The 17223-nt window shown below is 67.4% G+C and carries 12 protein-coding genes, 1 tRNA gene and 1 pseudogene; 8 read left to right on the top strand and 6 right to left on the bottom strand.

Annotation, left to right across the window (positions count from 1 at the left end; genetic code table 11):
• Positions 1–263: 263 nt before the first annotated feature.
• The 3 genes and pseudogenes from typA to R9J51_RS09380 all read left to right on the top strand — a co-directional run bounded on the left by typA (position 264) and on the right by R9J51_RS09380 (position 4053).
• Positions 264–2106, top strand: a pseudogene (gene typA / locus R9J51_RS09390) (translational GTPase TypA).
• Between the two features lie 198 nt (positions 2107–2304).
• Positions 2305–2682: a hypothetical protein gene (locus tag R9J51_RS09385; RefSeq protein WP_179504297.1), complete on the top strand. Its 378-nt coding sequence runs from the start codon at positions 2305–2307 to the stop codon at positions 2680–2682.
• A gap of 204 nt (positions 2683–2886) precedes the next feature.
• Positions 2887–4053, top strand: a complete 1167-nt coding sequence (locus R9J51_RS09380) for a glycosyltransferase family 4 protein (RefSeq protein ID WP_210425527.1) — start codon at positions 2887–2889, stop codon at positions 4051–4053.
• On the opposite strand, the gene R9J51_RS09375 is transcribed toward R9J51_RS09380, so the two are convergent.
• The gene (locus R9J51_RS09375) at positions 4050–5651 is read right to left on the bottom strand and encodes a hypothetical protein (protein ID WP_432787958.1); all 1602 of its coding nucleotides are present in this window, start codon (positions 5649–5651) and stop codon (positions 4050–4052) included. The genes R9J51_RS09380 and R9J51_RS09375 overlap by 4 nt on opposite strands.
• A 186-nt stretch (positions 5652–5837) precedes the next feature.
• Entirely contained in the window at positions 5838–6542 is a 705-nt protein-coding gene (locus R9J51_RS09370) for a PadR family transcriptional regulator (RefSeq protein ID WP_432787957.1), read from the bottom strand.
• Positions 6543–6654: 112 nt separating this feature from the next.
• Here R9J51_RS09370 and R9J51_RS09365 point away from each other — a divergent pair, with 112 nt between their 5' ends.
• The 4 genes from R9J51_RS09365 to R9J51_RS09350 all read left to right on the top strand — a co-directional run bounded on the left by R9J51_RS09365 (position 6655) and on the right by R9J51_RS09350 (position 9926).
• A complete protein-coding gene (locus R9J51_RS09365) occupies positions 6655–7995 on the top strand; it encodes a replication-associated recombination protein A (RefSeq protein WP_168554286.1) in 1341 nt (446 codons plus the stop codon).
• Complete coding sequence (locus tag R9J51_RS09360) at positions 7992–8858, top strand: hypothetical protein (RefSeq protein WP_179504295.1); 867 nt, start codon at positions 7992–7994, stop codon at positions 8856–8858. Before R9J51_RS09365 ends, R9J51_RS09360 begins: the two co-directional genes overlap by 4 nt.
• Positions 8859–8878: 20 nt before the next feature.
• A tRNA-Thr gene (locus R9J51_RS09355) sits at positions 8879–8954 on the top strand.
• A gap of 102 nt (positions 8955–9056) precedes the next feature.
• The gene (locus R9J51_RS09350) at positions 9057–9926 is read left to right on the top strand and encodes a helix-turn-helix domain-containing protein (protein ID WP_179504294.1); all 870 of its coding nucleotides are present in this window, start codon (positions 9057–9059) and stop codon (positions 9924–9926) included.
• 35 nt (positions 9927–9961) lie between these two features.
• On the opposite strand, the gene R9J51_RS09345 is transcribed toward R9J51_RS09350, so the two are convergent.
• From R9J51_RS09345 to R9J51_RS09335, 3 genes are all read right to left on the bottom strand, one after another.
• Positions 9962–11164: a nucleotide disphospho-sugar-binding domain-containing protein gene (locus R9J51_RS09345; RefSeq protein WP_179504293.1), complete on the bottom strand. Its 1203-nt coding sequence runs from the start codon at positions 11162–11164 to the stop codon at positions 9962–9964.
• A 25-nt stretch (positions 11165–11189) separates the two neighbouring features.
• Positions 11190–12041, bottom strand: coding sequence for a hypothetical protein (locus tag R9J51_RS09340; protein ID WP_179504292.1), 852 nt, complete (start codon positions 12039–12041; stop codon positions 11190–11192).
• 128 nt (positions 12042–12169) lie between these two features.
• On the bottom strand, positions 12170–13252 hold the full coding sequence (locus R9J51_RS09335) for a hypothetical protein (RefSeq protein WP_179562289.1): 1083 nt from the start codon (positions 13250–13252) through the stop codon (positions 12170–12172).
• 213 nt (positions 13253–13465) lie between these two features.
• On the opposite strand from R9J51_RS09335, the gene R9J51_RS09330 reads away from it, so the two are divergent.
• A complete protein-coding gene (locus R9J51_RS09330; protein WP_168554280.1) occupies positions 13466–15217 on the top strand; it encodes a cation:proton antiporter domain-containing protein in 1752 nt (583 codons plus the stop codon).
• Between the two features lie 3 nt (positions 15218–15220).
• Here R9J51_RS09330 and R9J51_RS09325 read toward each other — a convergent pair whose 3' ends face one another.
• Positions 15221–17185, bottom strand: coding sequence for an FAD-dependent oxidoreductase (locus R9J51_RS09325; protein ID WP_432787956.1), 1965 nt, complete (start codon positions 17183–17185; stop codon positions 15221–15223).
• Between the last annotated feature and the right edge of the window lie 38 nt (positions 17186–17223).

The following is a 17223-nucleotide window of genomic DNA, read 5'->3' as shown; positions in this document are numbered from 1 at the left end:
GCGTGCCCTAGCTAGCGCGGATACATTCGGCCATAAACCGCAATCCGCTTCACCACGGATCAATCGCCTGCCGCAGCCGGACTTTTTGGCGCACTGTGGCGTGGGCGCCACATCGGTGGGACAGGCTCTTTTGCCACCCACTCTTGTGGCAACGCACAATAACGAGTAAGCGCGCGCCCAAGTGCGGCCCAAACCGAGAAGACGGGATTTTCCCGGAACCGGCTGCTGCAAGCTCCATATCCGGTTTCCGAAGAAAGCCCTTCATGTCCCTGCCTCTGCGCAATATCGCGATTATCGCCCACGTCGACCATGGCAAGACCACGCTGGTGGACCAGCTTTTCCGCCAGTCCGGCACCTTCCGCGACAACCAGCGCGTGGAAGAGCGCGCCATGGATTCCAACGACCTGGAAAAGGAACGCGGGATCACCATTCTGGCCAAGTGCACCTCGGTGGAATGGACCAACCCGGCCACTGACGAAACCACGCGAATCAACATCGTCGACACCCCGGCCACGCCGACTTCGGCGGCGAAGTGGAACGCATCCTCTCGATGGTCGACGGCGTGATCCTGCTGGTCGACAGCTCGGAAGGCGCGATGCCGCAGACCAAGTTCGTCACCGGCAAGGCGCTGGCGCTCGGCCTCAAGCCGATCGTGGTGGTCAACAAGATCGACCGCCCCGATGGCCGCCCGCAGGAAGTGCTGGACGAAGTGTTCGACTTGTTCGTGAGCCTCGACGCCAACGACGAACAGCTTGAATTCCCGGTGCTCTACGCTTCGGGCCGCAATGGCTATGCCGGCAACGACGAAACCGTGCGCGAGGGCAACCTGCTGCCGCTGTTCGAAAAGATCGTCAGCCACGTGCCCGCCCCCTCGCTCGATGTCGATGGGCCGTTCACGTTCCTGGCCACCCTGCTCGATCGCGACAACTTCATGGGCCGCGTGCTGACCGGCCGCGTGCAGTCGGGCACGATCAAGCTCAACCAGCCGATCCACGCGCTCGACCGCGATGGCAAGGTGCTCGAAGTGGGCCGCGCTTCCAAGATCCTTTCGTTCCGTGGCCTGGAACGCGTGCCGGTGGAAGAAGCCCGCGCGGGTGACATCATCGCGCTGGCGGGCCTGGAAAAGGCGACCGTGGCCAACACCGTGGCCGATCCTTCGGTCAGCACCCCGATCGCCGCACAGCCGATCGATCCGCCCACGCTCGCCATGCGTTTTTCGGTGAACGACAGCCCGTTTGCCGGCCGCGAAGGCGACAAGGTGACGAGCCGCATGATCCGCGACCGCCTGCTGCGCGAAGCGGAAACCAACGTCGCCATCCGCGTCACCGAAAGCGCCGACAAGGACAGCTTCGAAGTGGCCGGCCGTGGCGAACTGCAGCTGGGCGTGCTCATCGAAACGATGCGCCGCGAAGGCTTCGAGCTCGGCATCAGCCGTCCGCGCGTGCTGTTCGGCACCGATGAAAAGGGCGGCCGCAACGAACCTTATGAAACCGTGCTGATCGACGTGGACGACGAATTCTCGGGCACGGTCGTGGAAAAGATGCAGCGCCGCAAGGCCGAGCTGACCGACATGCGCCCCTCGGGCGCGGGCAAGACCCGCATCACCTTCTCGGCCCCTCGCGCGGGCTGATCGGCTACCACGGGGAATTCCTGTCCGACACGCGCGGCACCGGGATCATGAACCGCCTGTTCGAAAAGTATGGTCCGCACAAGGGCGCGATCGAAGGCCGCCAGAACGGCGTGCTGATCTCCAACGCCACCGGCGAAGCCGTGGCCTATGCTCTCAACAGCCTGGAAGACCGCGGCGTGCTGTTCGTGCGCCCGCAGGACAAGGTCTATGAAGGCATGATCATCGGCGAAAACGCCAAGCCCGATGATCTTGAAGTCAACCCGATGAAGTCCAAGCAGCTGACCAACTTCCGGTCGACCGGCAAGGACGATGCGATCCGCCTGACTCCGCCGCGCATCATGACGCTGGAACAGGCCATCGCCTATATCGATGACGATGAAATGGTCGAAGTGACTCCGCAGACCGTGCGCCTGCGCAAGGCGATCCTCGATCCCAACGAGCGCAAGAAGGCCAGCCGCAAGAAGGAAAACGCCTGATCGCACCGCCCCCGCAAGGGTGGCAGAGCCAGGCTCGAAAAGGGGCGCTCCGGCAACGGGGCGCTCTTTTTTTGTGGCGATTGCTCCCTGAACAAAGGTTTCATCGCCGGTTCAGCGCGTGTTGCATAAGGTTGCTGCAACAAACCCCGTCGGGAGCATGAGGCTCTTGTGGACAAGCCGGCGGGTTGGAGACGAGCCATGAAGCTTTTGAGCAAGGTTCTGCTGGCCGGCGCACTGGGCGCCACCGTGATGGCCACTGCCGCCCCGGCAGAGGCGCATGGCTGGCGCCGTGGTGGCGGCGATGGTGCTGCCGTGGCGATCGGCGCGGGTATTCTCGGCCTGGCCGTGGGCGCCGCGATCGCGTCCGATCACCCGCATCGCGGCTATGTGGTGGAAGAGCGCTATGCGCCCCCGCCGCCCCCGCCGACCTATTACTATGAAGGCCCGGCCTATTACGGTGGCGGCTATTACGCCTCGCCGCCGCCCCCGCCGCGCACCTATGTCTATCGCGAAGTCTATCGCAGCGGCCCCAGCTATTATGGCTATGGCTACAATCGCTGGCATCGCGGCTGGTAATCCAGCCTCGCCCGCCTGAACCATGCAAGCCCGTCGGACCCTGTCCGGCGGGCTTGCGCATTTTTGCGCACCCGGTTTCTTCGTGGGGCATTTGCGCTGCCCCTCTCGCCTTCCTGGCCCTCGCCCGCTATGGCGCGCGCCATGACGAGTTCCCCAATCGTGAACCAGACCCAACCCGATGATACGGGGCCTGACTATAAGGCGATGGCTGCGACCGGCCGCCTCGATGGCCTGCGCATCGCCTTGTTCAGTGGCAACTACAACTATGTGCGCGATGGCGCCAACCAGGCGCTCAACCGGCTGGTGGGCTATCTCCTGCGCCAGGGTGCGGATGTGCGCGTCTATTCGCCCAAGGTGGAAAAGCCGGCGTTCGAGCCGACCGGAACGCTGATCGGCATTCCCGCGCTTACCGTTCCGGGCCGCGCGGAATACCATGTGCCGATCGCGCTTTCGCCGCGGGTACGGCGCGATCTCGCCCGCTTTGATCCCCACGTCGTGCACGTATCCTCGCCCGATGGCGCCGCGCATCGCGCCGTTACCTGGGCGCGCCGGCGGGGCCTGCCGGTGCTGGCTTCGGTCCACACCCGCTTCGAAACCTATTTCCGCTATTACAACCTCGCCTGGCTGGAGCCGGTGATCGAGGCGATCTTGCGCCGGTTCTACCGCCGCTGCGACGCGCTGGTGGCACCATCGGAATCGATGGCCCAGGTGCTGCGCGAACAGCGCATGAACTATGACATCGGCATCTGGTCGCGCGGAGTGGACCGCGAGATATTCACGCCGGAACGGCGCAACATGGCATGGCGCCGCTCCCTGGGGCTGGCCGACGATGACGTGGTCGTGGGCATCTTCAGCCGCTTGGTGATGGAAAAGGGGCTCGACGTCTTTTCCGACGCCATCGACGAATTGAAGCGCCGCGGCACCAAATTCCGCGTACTGGTGATCGGCGAAGGCCCGGCGCGCGAGTGGTTGGAAACCCGCCTGCCCGAAGCGGTCTTTGCCGGTTTCCTGTCGGGCGCAGACCTGGGCCAGGGCGTGGCCAGCATGGATGTGCTGTTCTTTCCCTCCGTCACCGAGACGTTCGGCAATGTCACGCTGGAGGCCATGGCCTGCGGCCTGCCCGTGGTCGCGTCGGCCGCCACCGGCAGCCAGAGCCTGGTGGACGATCATGTTTCGGGCCGCCTGATCACGCCGGGCGCGGTGCACCAGTTTGCCGAAGCGCTGCGCGCCTATGTGGAAAACCCGCAATTGCGCGCCGAGCATGGCGCCGCCGGCGAACGCCGCGCCCAGGAATTCAGTTGGGACAAGATCAACCAGGCGGTGGCCGATACCTACGTCCGCCTGCTGCGGCAGAAACGCGCGCGCCGTTAGGTAGAGAACTTATAAATGGCGCGCGGCGGCGTGATGATGCGATAGAGCACGCTGGCACGGGTGCGGCGCACGGGCACCGCACCAGCCACGGCACGCACGCGGTCGGTATCGAGAATCCAGATGTAATCGAACGCATCGTGCGGCAGCGCGGCCAGGCGCCGGCTGATCGTGTTGGGCTTGTCGCAGCTATCGAGCTTGGCAAATTCGGAATCGTCGGTGGCAAACGCGCCGGCCAGCGGCGCGTTGACCTTGAGCAGATGGCCGCCCGGCACCATCCACTGTTCGTTTGAAAAGGCATGCCGCCGGGCAATTGCATAGCCGCCCAGATGCGTGCGCCGCTCGCGCTGCCACGGCAGGATCGAAACCACGCAGGGCTCCACCACCAGCGAGGCGACACGGCTGCCCCGGGGCACGCTGTCGAGCGCGACGAGATCGGCGGCCAGTTCATGGCCCGCCAGCCACAGGCTGAGCGCGTTGCCCAACATGCGCGCCATGGCAAAGGCCGCGCCCCATCGTGCCAACCCAGCCCAGGATAGCGCACCACTATCGGCATAGCGCGGCCTCGCCACCACCAGCGCTACGATCAGCACCAAAGGCACCAGCCGCATGTCCACCAGGCTCGCCCCGATCAGCGTGGCCGGCAGCAGCAGGTAGACCACGCAAAGCAGCGCGATCGCCCACCACAGGCCGCGCGAAGGCCCCGTGAGGATGCCGCTCGCACGGCGGCGGATGCTCCATCCCACCAGCGCGAGCAGGACCGCGGCGCCCACCACGTCCCACACCAGCCAGCGATCGCGCAGCGGCATCAGCAGGTAGGTGAGCTTCATCGCCGGGTTGAAGAAGTCCTCGGTGGCGCCATGGCCGCTCGGCGGCAGGGGCACCAGCAGGCGCAGGATTTGCGGGGCCACCAGGCAGCTCGCCGCCAGGCCCGCGCGCAACAGGACGCGCCAATCCCGCCACTGGCCCGGACGCCACCGCCGCGCCAGTTCGTCCATGCCGGCAAACACGCACAGCATGGCCCAGGCCACCAGGTGGCAGGCCCACAAAAGGCACGAGAGCGGCACGAACAGCGCCCAGCGCGCGGCGATCCACCCGCGCCGTCCCATCGCGATCCACAACGCCAGCGCCAGGGTGGCGAGCGCCTGCCCCAGCACGAAGTTGAGGAAGCCGAAGTGCAGCGGATAGCAATAGGCCAAAGGCAGGGCGAACAGCGCCAGCGGCGTGATCCGCCCCTGCACCGCGCGGGCCAGGCACAGGATGCCCAGCACCTGCAACATCGGAATGGCCGCAGCCACCAGACGCAGGGCAGGCTCCAGTCCCAGGACCGGCGCCAGCGCCTCCATCAGCAGATCGACCCCGAGATTGGGAACGAGATTCCAGCGGAAACTGTACCAGAGCGCCAGATCGGCCGACCGCCCATGATCGAGCTGCACGGCATAGTGACCCAGGTGCCCGCCCAGATCGGTGAGCGGAGCCACCGGCGGCAGCACCAGGGGCACGGCCGCCAGCACCATGGCGACAAGCCACAGCCACGATGATTGCAGCCAGGCTGCGCGCGCATCGCCGGCGCCGCAATCGTCCGGGGAAGAGTGTCTCACCACAACGGCTGCGTGCAACCGGGCCATGGGATCGTCGGTCACATGCGTCACGAGCAGGATCACGTCATTTCAAGTGATCGCGGACTTAGAGTGACGCAAACTTCGTGGCAATTGCTAATCGTCTCGGTTGTCCCCGGCGCCGGGACGGAATGGCATTCCGCCCGGCGCCCTTGGGGGCTGCCTCGATCAAAGCCGCTCGATCTTGCGCGCGGCTTCGTCCAGGATGTCGGCCACGGCAAGGGCGGTTTCGTTGTCGAATTCGCCGGCCGCCACGCGCTGGCGCAGGGCCAGGGCAAGGTTGGCAAAGGCACGTCGCACCGGCGGGCTCGCTTCGCGCGCACCGGCCTGGGCCAGGCTGGTCAGGCGATCGACGATCACCTTGAGTTCCGCAGCCTTGCCGGCCAGTTCCTGGCGTCCGGCAGGCGTGGCGGTGAACGCCTTGCGGGTGCCTTCGCCGGCCGCTTCGGCGATCAGGCCTTCGTCCACCAGCAGGGCCAGGGTGGGATAGACCACGCCCGGGCTGGGCGCATATTGCCCGCCGGTCAGGTCTTCCACGGCCTTGATCAGTTCATAGCCATGGCGGTCCTGCTCGGCCACGAGGCTGAGGACCAGGAGCCGCAGTTCACCCGTGGCGAACATCCGGCCCCGGCCACCGCGGCCACCGCCGCGCCCGCCCCGGCCACCGCCGAACGGACCGCCGCCAAAGGGTCCGCCGCCGAAAGGCCCGCCCGCAAAGGGACCGCCTTCATCATCGAACCGGCCGGCAAACTTGCTGGCAAGGCGTTCGCCAAAATTGCCGCCGCCGCAGCGGCCGCCATGGCGCCCGCCACGGCCTTCACCGCGCCAGCCGCCGAACATGCCCCATTCGGGGCGGTTGCTATCAAATCGCATCGATATTCCTTTCATCACGATGCAGCTAAGATATATCTTAACTGCATCTCTGCAAGCCCCCTCACAAAATTTTTCGAGAAATTTTCTGCGCGGCCCCCTATCTCGGTGAAAGATGGCCGATCTGTTTGCCCCCACTCCGCAGGAAACCCCGCGCCCGCAGCCGCTGGAACATGGCCCACTGGCCGATCGGCTGCGCCCTGCCGCGCTCGACCAGGTGATCGGCCAGGGCCACCTTACCGGCCCGGATGGCGCGATCGGCCGCATGGTGGCGGCGGGCAAGCTGTCCTCGATGATCCTGTGGGGGCCGCCCGGCACGGGCAAGACCTCGATCGCGCGGCTGCTGGCCGATGCGGTAGGCATGCGCTTCATCGCGATCAGCGCGATCTTTTCCGGCGTCGCCGATCTCAAGAAACTGTTTGCCGAGGCAGAGGCGATGGCGCTCACCGGCCGGCGCACGCTGTTGTTCGTGGACGAGATCCATCGCTTCAACCGCGCCCAGCAGGATGGCTTCCTGCCCGTGGTGGAAAACGGCACGATCACGCTGGTCGGTGCCACCACCGAAAACCCCAGCTTCGCGCTCAACGCCGCGCTGCTCAGCCGCGCGCAAGTATTGATCCTTCACCGTCTCGATGCCGCAGCGCTGGGCGAATTGCTGCGCCGGGCAGAGGAAGAGACCGGCCTGGCCCTGCCGCTCACCCCGCCTGCGCGCGAGGCGCTGATCGCATCGGCCGATGGCGATGGGCGCTTCCTGCTCAACCAGGTGGAAACGCTGCTCGATGTCGATCTGCCTGCGCCGCTCGATCCCGAAGGCCTGGGCAAGTTCCTGATGCGGCGCGTGGCGGTCTATGACAAGGACCGCGACGGGCATTACAACCTCATTTCCGCCCTGCACAAATCTCTGCGCGGGTCCGATCCGCAGGCCGCGCTCTATTGGATGGCGCGGATGCTGGTGGCTGGCGAGGAACCGCTTTACGTGCTGCGCCGCCTGGTGCGCTTTGCCAGCGAGGATATCGGTCTGGCCGATCCCCAGGCGCTTGTGCAGTGCCTGGCCGCCAAGGATGCCTATGAATTCCTCGGCTCGCCCGAAGGCGAACTGGCGATCGTGCAGGCCTGCCTCTATTGCGCCACGGCGCCCAAATCCAACGCCGCCTATGCCGCGATGAAGGCGGCGTGGAAATCCGCGCGCGAGACCGGCTCGCTCAGCCCGCCTGCCCACATTCTCAACGCGCCGACCAAGCTGATGAAGGACATCGGCTATGGCAAGGGCTATGCCTATGACCACGATGCGCAGGATGGCTTTTCCGGCGCGGACTATTGGCCCGAAGAAATGCGCGCCCAGGATTTCTACCGCCCGGTGGAGCGCGGGTTCGAGCGCGAGATCGCCAAGCGACTGGATTGGTGGGAGCGCAAGCGGCGCGAGCGCCGGGCCGAGGTGGGCCAAACGGAAGAATGAACCGCTTTGCCCATTTCGTGGCGATCGACTGGTCGGGCGCGGCCGGCGAGCGGCACAAGGGCATCGCGCTGGCGCAGTGCGCGCGCGGCCAGGAAGCCCCCGTGCTGGTGCGCCCCGGCCACCGCTGGTCGCGCGGCGAAGTACTCCACTGGCTGCTGCATCACCTGCCGCCCGACAGCCTGGTGGGCATGGACCTGGGCCAGTCGTTGCCCTTTGCCGATTACGGCGCGTTCTTTCCCGGCTGGCCGGAAAGCCCGCCCGACGCCCGCGCGCTGTGGTCCATGGTCGATCGCCTCTGCGCCGATGAACCCCACCTGGGCGTCAACGCCTTCGTCGATGCCGCCGAGCCTTCCCGCCATTTCCGCCGCCACGGCGGCCGCTGCGGCGATCTGTTTCCCGCCGGGCGCGGCCGCCTGCGCGTGACCGAGCACGCGCAGGAAGCGATGGGCTGCAAGCCCACCAGCAATTTCAACCTCGTCGGCGCAGCGCAGGTGGGCAAGTCGAGTCTCTCGGGCATGCGCCTGCTGCATCGGCTGGAGGGAAACCTTGCCGTCTGGCCGATCGATCCCCTGCCCGAACGCGGCAGCGTGGTCTGCGAAATCTATACCACCATCGCCGCCATGGCCGCCGGCCGCCCCGCCAGCCGCTCGAAAATCCGCGACGGCACCGCGCTCGATCTGGCGCTCGAAGCGCTGCGCAGTACGCCCGCGCGCCAAGCCGGCCCGATCGACGACCACCAGAGCGACGCCCTGGTCACCGCCGCGTGGCTGCGCCAGGTCGCCCACGATCCCGCGCTGTGGCACCCGGCCGGGCTGACCCCGGAAATTGCCCGCACCGAGGGCTGGACGTTCGGGGCCACTTGAGGCTATGCGCATGGCCCAGCGCCGGCTTAGCTCAGTTGGTAGAGCACCTGATTTGTAATCAGGGGGCCACGGGTTCGAATCCTGTAGCCGGCACCATTCCCCCCCTTCCATGCCAGCGCCATTGCATCCTGCCAGGCAAATGCGGACCCAAGAAATTTGGGATGGACGCCCGGCGCGCCTTGTGGTGATCCAGACGGCATGTCGGCCCCGGAACGCCCACCTGCCGCGCTGGCGACGCTCAGCGACAAGGAGCTGGAGATCCTGCGCCTGCTGACGGCGGGGCACACGATCAAGTCCATCGCGGCGCTGCTGGACCGCAGCGAGGCCTCGATCAACGAGCGGCTGCGCGAGGCGCGGCGCAAGACCGGGGTGGGCAGCAGCCGCGAGCTGGCGCGGCTGGTGGGTGCGCACAAGGATGCCGTGGTTGCCGGCGCCCCACAGGAAAATCGGGACAGGTTTCCTGATCTTTCGGCACCGGGCAATCCTGCGCACGACGAGGCAGCCGCCCCATCGACGGGGCGCGCTTCGTCGAAAGGAATGCTTGCCATGCTTCTCGCCCTGTCCGTTGCCGCTGCCAGCCTGTTGGCGGCCACCGTGGATCGCGCCGGCCCTGCCCCTTCATCCCCCCTGCACCGCGAGCGGGCCATGGCCGCCGCCACGCCCCGTCCATTGCCGCTGGCCGGGCGCTGGTCGCTCGACGTGGCGCGCATCCCCGAGCAGGAGCGGCCCCGCCAGGTGACCATGGCGTTCCGCCCTGCGGCCGACAAGACCTGGACCACCGTGGTGGACATCGTGACGCCCGATGGCAGCACCCAGCACGCGGAATCGACCGCCGCGCTCGATGGCGTGCCCGTGCCGATCAGCGGCAACATGGCTTTCATCGACAGCGTATCGCTGCGCCAGCCCGCGCCCAACACCCTGGTGATGACCCTGGGCAAGAACGGTACTCCGGTTTCCACCCGCGTCTATGCCGTGGCCAAGGACGGCCGGACGATGACCGAAACCATCGTCTGGGCCGGCACTGCGATGCCCAGGCTGGAAACCACCACGTTCCATCGCCTGGACTGACTCGCAGCCCGGCCGCGACGGCGCCAGCGGACAAGTCAGCCGCGCGCCGCCGTGGGCAGCCAGGGCATGAGCCGCGCGCGCAGCAAGGGGCCATCGTCTTGTGCCAGCACGGGCGCCAGGTCTGCCGCCAGTTCGCGGGCGCGCCGGGCCATGGCCTGGTCATTCCAGGCGGCGTGCAGGGTGGAGATGATCGCTTCGGCCGGGGCATGGCGCGGGGCGATCACGCGCGCGGCCCCGGTTTCGGCGAGCCGCCGGGCGACATAGAGCTGTTCGAGATGCTGGGGAATGCACACTTGCGGCAGGCCCGCGCCCAGCCCCATGCACACCGTGCCATGCTGCCCGCTGTTGAGCACCAGGCGCGCCGAGGCGGCAATGGTGGCCACCGGCACCGGCCCATCGGCCACCTCCGCCCCCGCAGCGCGCAATTGCGCCACGATGGCCGGATCGGCACCGGGCAGATAGCACAGCAGCGGCAGCCCGCAGCCGACCAGCGCCTCTACCAGCCCGGCATGGGCTAGCTCGGTGGTGGAAAGATAGCAGAACACCCGCGTGCCCGCACCGGCCGCGCCCGGCGGCACATAGCTGGCCACCGGCGGCAGATAGGCATCGGGTTCGCGCGCTGATGCATAGGGATCGAGGAACGGCAACGAGCGCACGATGGCGCCCGATCCCGCATAGATTTCCGGCAGGTGGTGCAGGCGCGGCAGACCCAGCGGGCCAAGCGCTGCGTTCACCGTGGCAACCATTGCCGCCTCGTCGGCCTCACGCACGGCATAATCGGGCAGGAACACCGGGAACCGGTGCAGGCCGGGCGGCGGAATGCCGTATCCCGTGCCGATGGCCAGCGCCGGTATGCCCGCGATGCGCGCCGCCAACAGCGCGCAAGGGGCATAGTCGCCCACCACCAGGTCGATGGCGCGGCGCGCCATGGTATCGAGCCACCAGGCCACGTTGGCTTTCAGGCGCGCGTCATCACCAAGCCCGCAATCATGGAGATAATCGGCCCAGGTGGCATTGGGCGGCGCCCCCCGCGCCGCCCGCCCCGCCCGGTCATAGGGCAGCGCCACGCCGGGGAACACCTGCGTGCACCACGGCGCGATTTCCGCCGCGTGGGTCATCCACCCCAGCGCAGCATCGCACTGCGCCAGGCCGGCCATGGCCCGCGCCACGCGCCCCAGCGTGACGACGTGGCCGCGCCCGGCACCCCCTTCCCATGCCAGGAGAATGCGCGGGCTCATCCCCGCCACGCTGCGCCCGCGCGCTTCACTGCTCGCAATAGCCCCCGCAGGTGCCACATCCACCGCCATTGTCGGGCGGCGGCAGCGGATCGAGCAACTGGCGGCGGCTGTTGCCCGGCGCGAACAGGTCTTCGACCAGGCGGTTTTCCAGCAGCCCGTTGTTCACCGTGCCGCCGCCAAAGCGCACCCGCAATCCGCCCAGCGCGCCGCGATAGTCGCCTTCGCCCAGGCGCCCCTCGAACACCAGCGCCACATGGCGGCCCAGGCCCACTTGCGCGCCCAGCGCGGCGGCATGGCGCCCACCGATATAGCGGTGGCCCGCCGCGACGGCGAAACGATCGCCGGGGGCATAGCGCAGATCGGCAATGCTGAAGAACCGGCCATCGTGGCCATAGCGGTCATAGACCCTGTCTGTGGAAGTGGTGGCCACCAGCATCTGGGCACTGCCGATCTTTTCATAACCGGCAATCGCGGCCAGGGTGAACGGCCCGCGCGCCAAGCGCGCTTCCGCCCCGATCCGCCCCGCGCTGGTGGTGCGGCCACGATGGAACGAGACGGCCGAGCCATAGACTCCGAGATAGCCCCCTTCGCCCAGCCGCGCGCCCAAGTGCGCCCCGCCACCGAACTGCCCTTCACCGGCATGGCTGAACACCACGCCATCGCCCTGAAGCAGCCAGGCATCGCCCCGCACCTGCACGCTGGGCAGCGCACCGCCAGAAAAACCGTTGCGATCGGGATTGCCACTGCGGTCGCGCACGGCGCCGGCCAGCAGATCGGCACCCGCCAGCACTTCACGCGCCCTGGCCGCCGTAGCAGCCCCGCTGGCCGATGTGACGATGGCCACGGCCAAGGCCGCATGCCCGATGGATCGTTGCATGACGATAAATCCCCCACGTTGCGATAATCCGCGCCAGGGCCCGTTCAGCCCGGCACCGGGGGCCACCACCATCCGGCTCCGTGCCCCTGTTCCCGTGGGTTATCGCAACATTACGCAACCAACATCCATCATCTGTTTAGGTCGTCCCCGCGCGGCAGAACGGCGCGGGAAAACCGGTGCGCCAGGTTGCACAGCGCGCTGAAACCGGCGGTGCCAGTCTTGGCATAGACATTGTGGAGATGGGTGCGCACGGTGGCCCGGCCCATGCCCAGCGCCGCGCTGAGCCCCGCCGCATCGCCATGGTCGAGCATGGCGCGCAGCACGCGCTGTTCGGTGGGAGTCAACTGATAGAGCGTGGCGATGGCGTCATACGCGATGGCGTGGGGCCGCTCCACTTCGGAAACGTGCAGGGCATGGGCGGGCCGATCGGGCAAGGCCAGATCGCCGAACGGATCATTGCCAAGCGCCTGCGGTTCGCACAGCAAGTGCTGCATGGTGCCGTCTTCATCCACCAGCGTTACCACCAGCGGCTGGCCATCGGCCACGGCGGTGGCCAGCGCGCGGCCATGGGTGGAAGCGCGCAAGGGCTGGCCCACGCGCAGGCCCAGCATCGCGGCCACGCGCGGATCGGCATCGGCCACGTCGAGCGTCCTGCTCAGCAGGACGATGTGCGCGCGGCTCGATTGCGCGATCTGCCGGTGCGCCTCGGCCACGTTGGCGGCGGCGATCAACTGGCTCTGGATCAGCACCGCGCGGCGCAGATGCGGCACCAGGGGCCGCATCGCCGCCACCTCTTCCGATCCAAAGCGCGGTCGCGGCGCACGGCGCATGAACGCCACGATGCCGTGCACGGTCGGCTGCTTGATCAGGTTGCAGGCCATGTTGTCCACAATGCCCTGCGGCGCGATATAGCCGGTATAGAAATAGCTCGCCCGGATATCGGGATCGTCCAGCTTTTCGGCCACGGTGCCCAGCATGCCTTCGGGCTGCGCGGCCAGCACCGGGCGCAGGATGTCATGGTGGACGAATTCATCCACATAGCGCTGCTGCCAGTGCGGATCATCGCCCCAATGCGCGCGGAAATGGGCGGACTTGCGGGTATCGTGCCAGGCGATGAACGCGCTGTCGGCCCCCACCAGTTCCGCCAATCTTTCCAGCATCGTGCCACAGTGCGCGGCATCGAACGCGGCCTCGTAAATATCGTCGATCAACACCGGGTGTCCCCTTCCCCGCCGTGGTCGCTCCGCCCCGCCGTGTGAATCCGGCATGGTCCGTTGCAGCAAAAATCGCGCGATTTCCCCCGAATGCCACAACAGTACCGCGCAATTTGCCGGTGGCAACGGCCCGCCCCGACAAATGCCGCGGCTTTGGCCCCATACCTCGGGCCTCTTGACGCCCCGCCCCCCACGCGCGAGGCAGGGGGCATGAACCAGCCCCCCTCGATGCTTCATGATGGATTTCTGCTGCTTGGCTTTGCCATGGTCTTCGTGCTGGCGTTTCGCCGCGCCGGGCTGGGGGCCACGCTGGGCTATCTCGTGGCGGGCGCGGTGGTGGGGCCGCAAGTGCTGGGCCTGGTGGGCGAGGCGGAGCAGAAGCTGGGCATTGCCGAACTGGGCATCACGTTGCTGCTGTTCCTGGTGGGCCTGGAACTGAACCCCACGCGCCTGTGGCGGATGAAGCGCGACATTCTGGGCCTGGGCCTGTTGCAGGTGGTGCTGTGCGGCGCGGCGATCGCCGCGGTGATCAACTTCGGCACCGATTTCAGCCTGACGGCGGCGATTGCCCTGGGCCTGCCGCTGGCGCTGTCGTCCACCGCGCAGGTGCTGCCGATGCTCCAGGCCTCGGGCCGGTTGCGCACCCCGTTTGGCGAGCGCACGTTTGCCATCCTGCTGTTCCAGGACCTGTCGATCATCCCGATGATCACCCTGATCGCGGCATTGAGCCGCAACCCGGCCGACGCCAATGGCCCGCCGGGATGGCAACTGGCGCTCTACACCGTGCTGGCCATCGCCGGCCTGATCCTGGCCGGGCGCTATCTCATCCGCCCGCTGTTCCGCCTGATCGGCAACCTGGGCGAGCGCGAGATGTTCGTGGTCGCCGCGCTGTTCACGGTCATGGCTTCGGCCGCGGTGATGGAGGCGCTCGGGCTTTCGACGGCGCTGGGCGCGTTCATCGCCGGGGTCATGCTGGCCGACAGCCCCTATCGCCACGAACTGGAAGCCGATGTGGAGCCGTTCCGCTCCATCCTGCTCGGCCTGTTCTTCCTGGCCGTGGGCATGATGCTCGATCTTCATGCCATTGCCGAACGCCCGCTGTTCGTGATGGGCATGGCCCTGGCGCTGGTGGCGGTGAAGACCGGGGTGATCATGGGCATTGGCCTGGCATTCCGAATGGCCTGGCGCGGGGCGCTGGCGCTGGGCCTGCTGTTGAGCCAGGGCGGCGAATTCGGCTTCGTGCTGTTTGCCCAGGCGCAGCATGCGCAACTGATCGCGCCCGAGGCCGCCAGCCTGTTCGGCGCCATCGTCACGCTGTCGATGGCCACCACGCCCTTCCTGATGGCCCTGACCAAGCCGCTGCGCGCCGATCCGCGCGCCGTGAAAAGCGAGCGCCAGGGACCGACTGGCGACGCGGCCAATGCGCTGATCGTGGGCTATGGCCGCTTTGGCCAGACCGTGGCGCAGATGCTCAACGCCAGTGGGCTGACGGTCACGCTGATCGACACCGACGTGGAAATGATCGACATCGCCGGCGGCTTCGGCGCCAAGGTCTATTTCGGCGATGGCACCCGGCTCGACCTGCTGCGCCAGGCCGGGGCCGATGAAGCCGCGCTGATCCTGTTCTGCATGGATGGGGACCAGATGGATGCCGCGGCGCTGGAAGCCGTACAGCATGCCTTCCCCCAGGCGGCGATCTTCGTGCGCGCATTCGATCGGCGCGCCGTGGTGCGCCTGCGCGGCTCCCCGGCCAAGTGGGTGATTCGCGAAGTGATGGAATCGGCAGTAAAAATGGCTCGCCTGGCGCTGGCCGAAACCGGGGTGAGCGAGGAAATCATCACCCGCGCCGAAGACATGTACCGCGCGCGCGACAAGGAACGGCTGACTCTCCAGATCGAAGGGGGCGACATGCGCGCCGCGCGCGACCGCATCATCACCGAGCCGCAAGCCCAGGAAAGCTGATCGTCAGGAGACCCGGCGCGGCACGAAGGGATAAGTGCGCCGCGCGATCACTTCCTGGACCGCGCGGTGCGCTTCCAGCATCGCGGCATCGGTGTGCGGGCTGGCCGCAGCATCGCTGTTGGCAATGCTGACCAGGCCGAACGGCTGGCGCGCGATCACGCAGGGGCGCGTGGGGCTTTCGGAATAGACCCACTCCACCGGATCGGTGATCGAGTTGTAGGTATAGGCATAGCCGTGCGGCCAGCGATTGACCGTGATCGCGGCAATGTCGCGCCGTGGGTCAAAGCCGCCGGGGCCGAGCAGACGCAGCAGTTGCGCACGGGTCTCACGCTCGAAATCGGCAAAGCTGAGCGCGAGCAGGTCTGCCCGGCCCAGGCGATGCTGGTCCTGACGGGGCAAGCCCGGGCGTGTCATGTATTTCGCCAGGTGCAGCACCACCGGTTCATCGGGATTGGCGGCATGCTTCAATCCGCCCAGGCTCACCGCCTCGGTCAGGCCCACGTCCTGGTGGAACATGGTCGGCGTGGTAAAGCGCGACACGCCCAGCCTGGCCATGGCGCGCCAGTTGGTCAGCGCAACGCTGGTGTAAACCAGCGGGCCTTTCACCGCGTAATGCAGTGCGGCTTTCTGCGCCTCGGGCAGCTCGGGCATCAGGTAGGGGATCATCATGTTCCAACTGGCCAGGATCACCGCCGCGCCGCGCACCTGGCGCAAGGTGCCCCCGGCCATGTAGCGCACCGCCACTTCGCCGGCCCTCGCCGGATCGCCCAGGTGCGCCACGTTGACGACGATGCTGGACAGCCGAATGCGCGTGGGCTGGCCGGGCCGGTCCAGCGCGGCATAGTCGAACACCGCGGTGCCCATGTCCTCCTGCGTGCGCGCGGTGGTGCTGGCGGGCACCAGGCGGCTGACCAGCAAGCGCGCAACCGTGGCGTTGCCATCGGGAAAGTGCACCGAAAGATCGCCTTCGCGCTGCCGCCCGTGCTGGCCGCCGGGCAGATCGGCAAAAAGCTGATCCGGCACCGCGCCCAGGCCCATGCCGGAAAAGCCGGGATAGCCCTGGACCCAGGCGTAGAGCGCCGGAGTGGCATCCGATCCCACGCAGAAGCTGGCGCAGCCCATCTGGCTGAAAAACCATTCGGCCTGCCGGTCCAGCCCCACTTTCTCGATCAGGAACTGGCGAAACGAATGGCGCGCCAGCCAATCGAGCTTGGCCGCGCGGTCCATGCCGGGCAGGTAATCGGGCTGGTCTGTTGCCAGCAACCGGGTAAGGCCCGCCTTGGCCGCGGCAGAAAGCGGCGCCGCCGCCACCGTGGCCGCATCCGGGCCGTGCCAGCCACTTGCGGCCGAGGGCACCACGCGATCGGCCCCGAAGGTTTCCTTGTCGAACCCCCAGGCGTGCTTGAGGCCCAGTTTCTGGTAGAGCCCCGCCTCGGCCGTGTTGGCCGCGCGAAAGCGGGCCAGATCCACGCCCAGATCGTCCAGCACGCCTTGGGCCCAGCGGTTGTAGCGCGACGGGCTTTCGATGTTGAGCGTTCCGCCGTTGACCACCAGCTGGCGGCCGTTGACGGTGAATTCGTTGCGCTTGGCATGGCCACCGAAATCATCGTGGTTGTCGAGGATCAGGACTTTCATCCCCGCCCCCATGCGCTGGTGAAAGAAATGCGCAGCGGACAGGCCCGAAAGACCGCCACCCACGATCACCAGGTCATAGTCCTCACCGGCATCCTGCGCATCGGCCAGCTTGAGCGTGCCATCGCGCAGCGCGTGGGCCGCCTCGAACGCGCCGGGGTGCGACCCGCGCATGCCGGTGCGCGCCGGGGGATAAGCTGCCAGCGGAACTTCTGCGGCGAATGCTGGCAGGCCCAGTGGCCCGACGCTCAACGCTCCAAGCCCCACGGCCACGCCATTGACGAACTGGCGGCGGCTGATCGGGCAATCCATGCCCAGCTGGCGATCGGTGTCCATGGCGCGCTCCCGTTGTGGCCGGCGCCATCCTGCAAAAC

Source organism: Novosphingobium rhizosphaerae (genome assembly GCF_050920675.1).
Lineage (GTDB): Bacteria > Pseudomonadota > Alphaproteobacteria > Sphingomonadales > Sphingomonadaceae > Novosphingobium > Novosphingobium rhizosphaerae.
The sequence above is the reverse complement of the archived record's forward strand: the minus strand, read 5'-3'. Positions and strand labels throughout refer to the sequence as shown.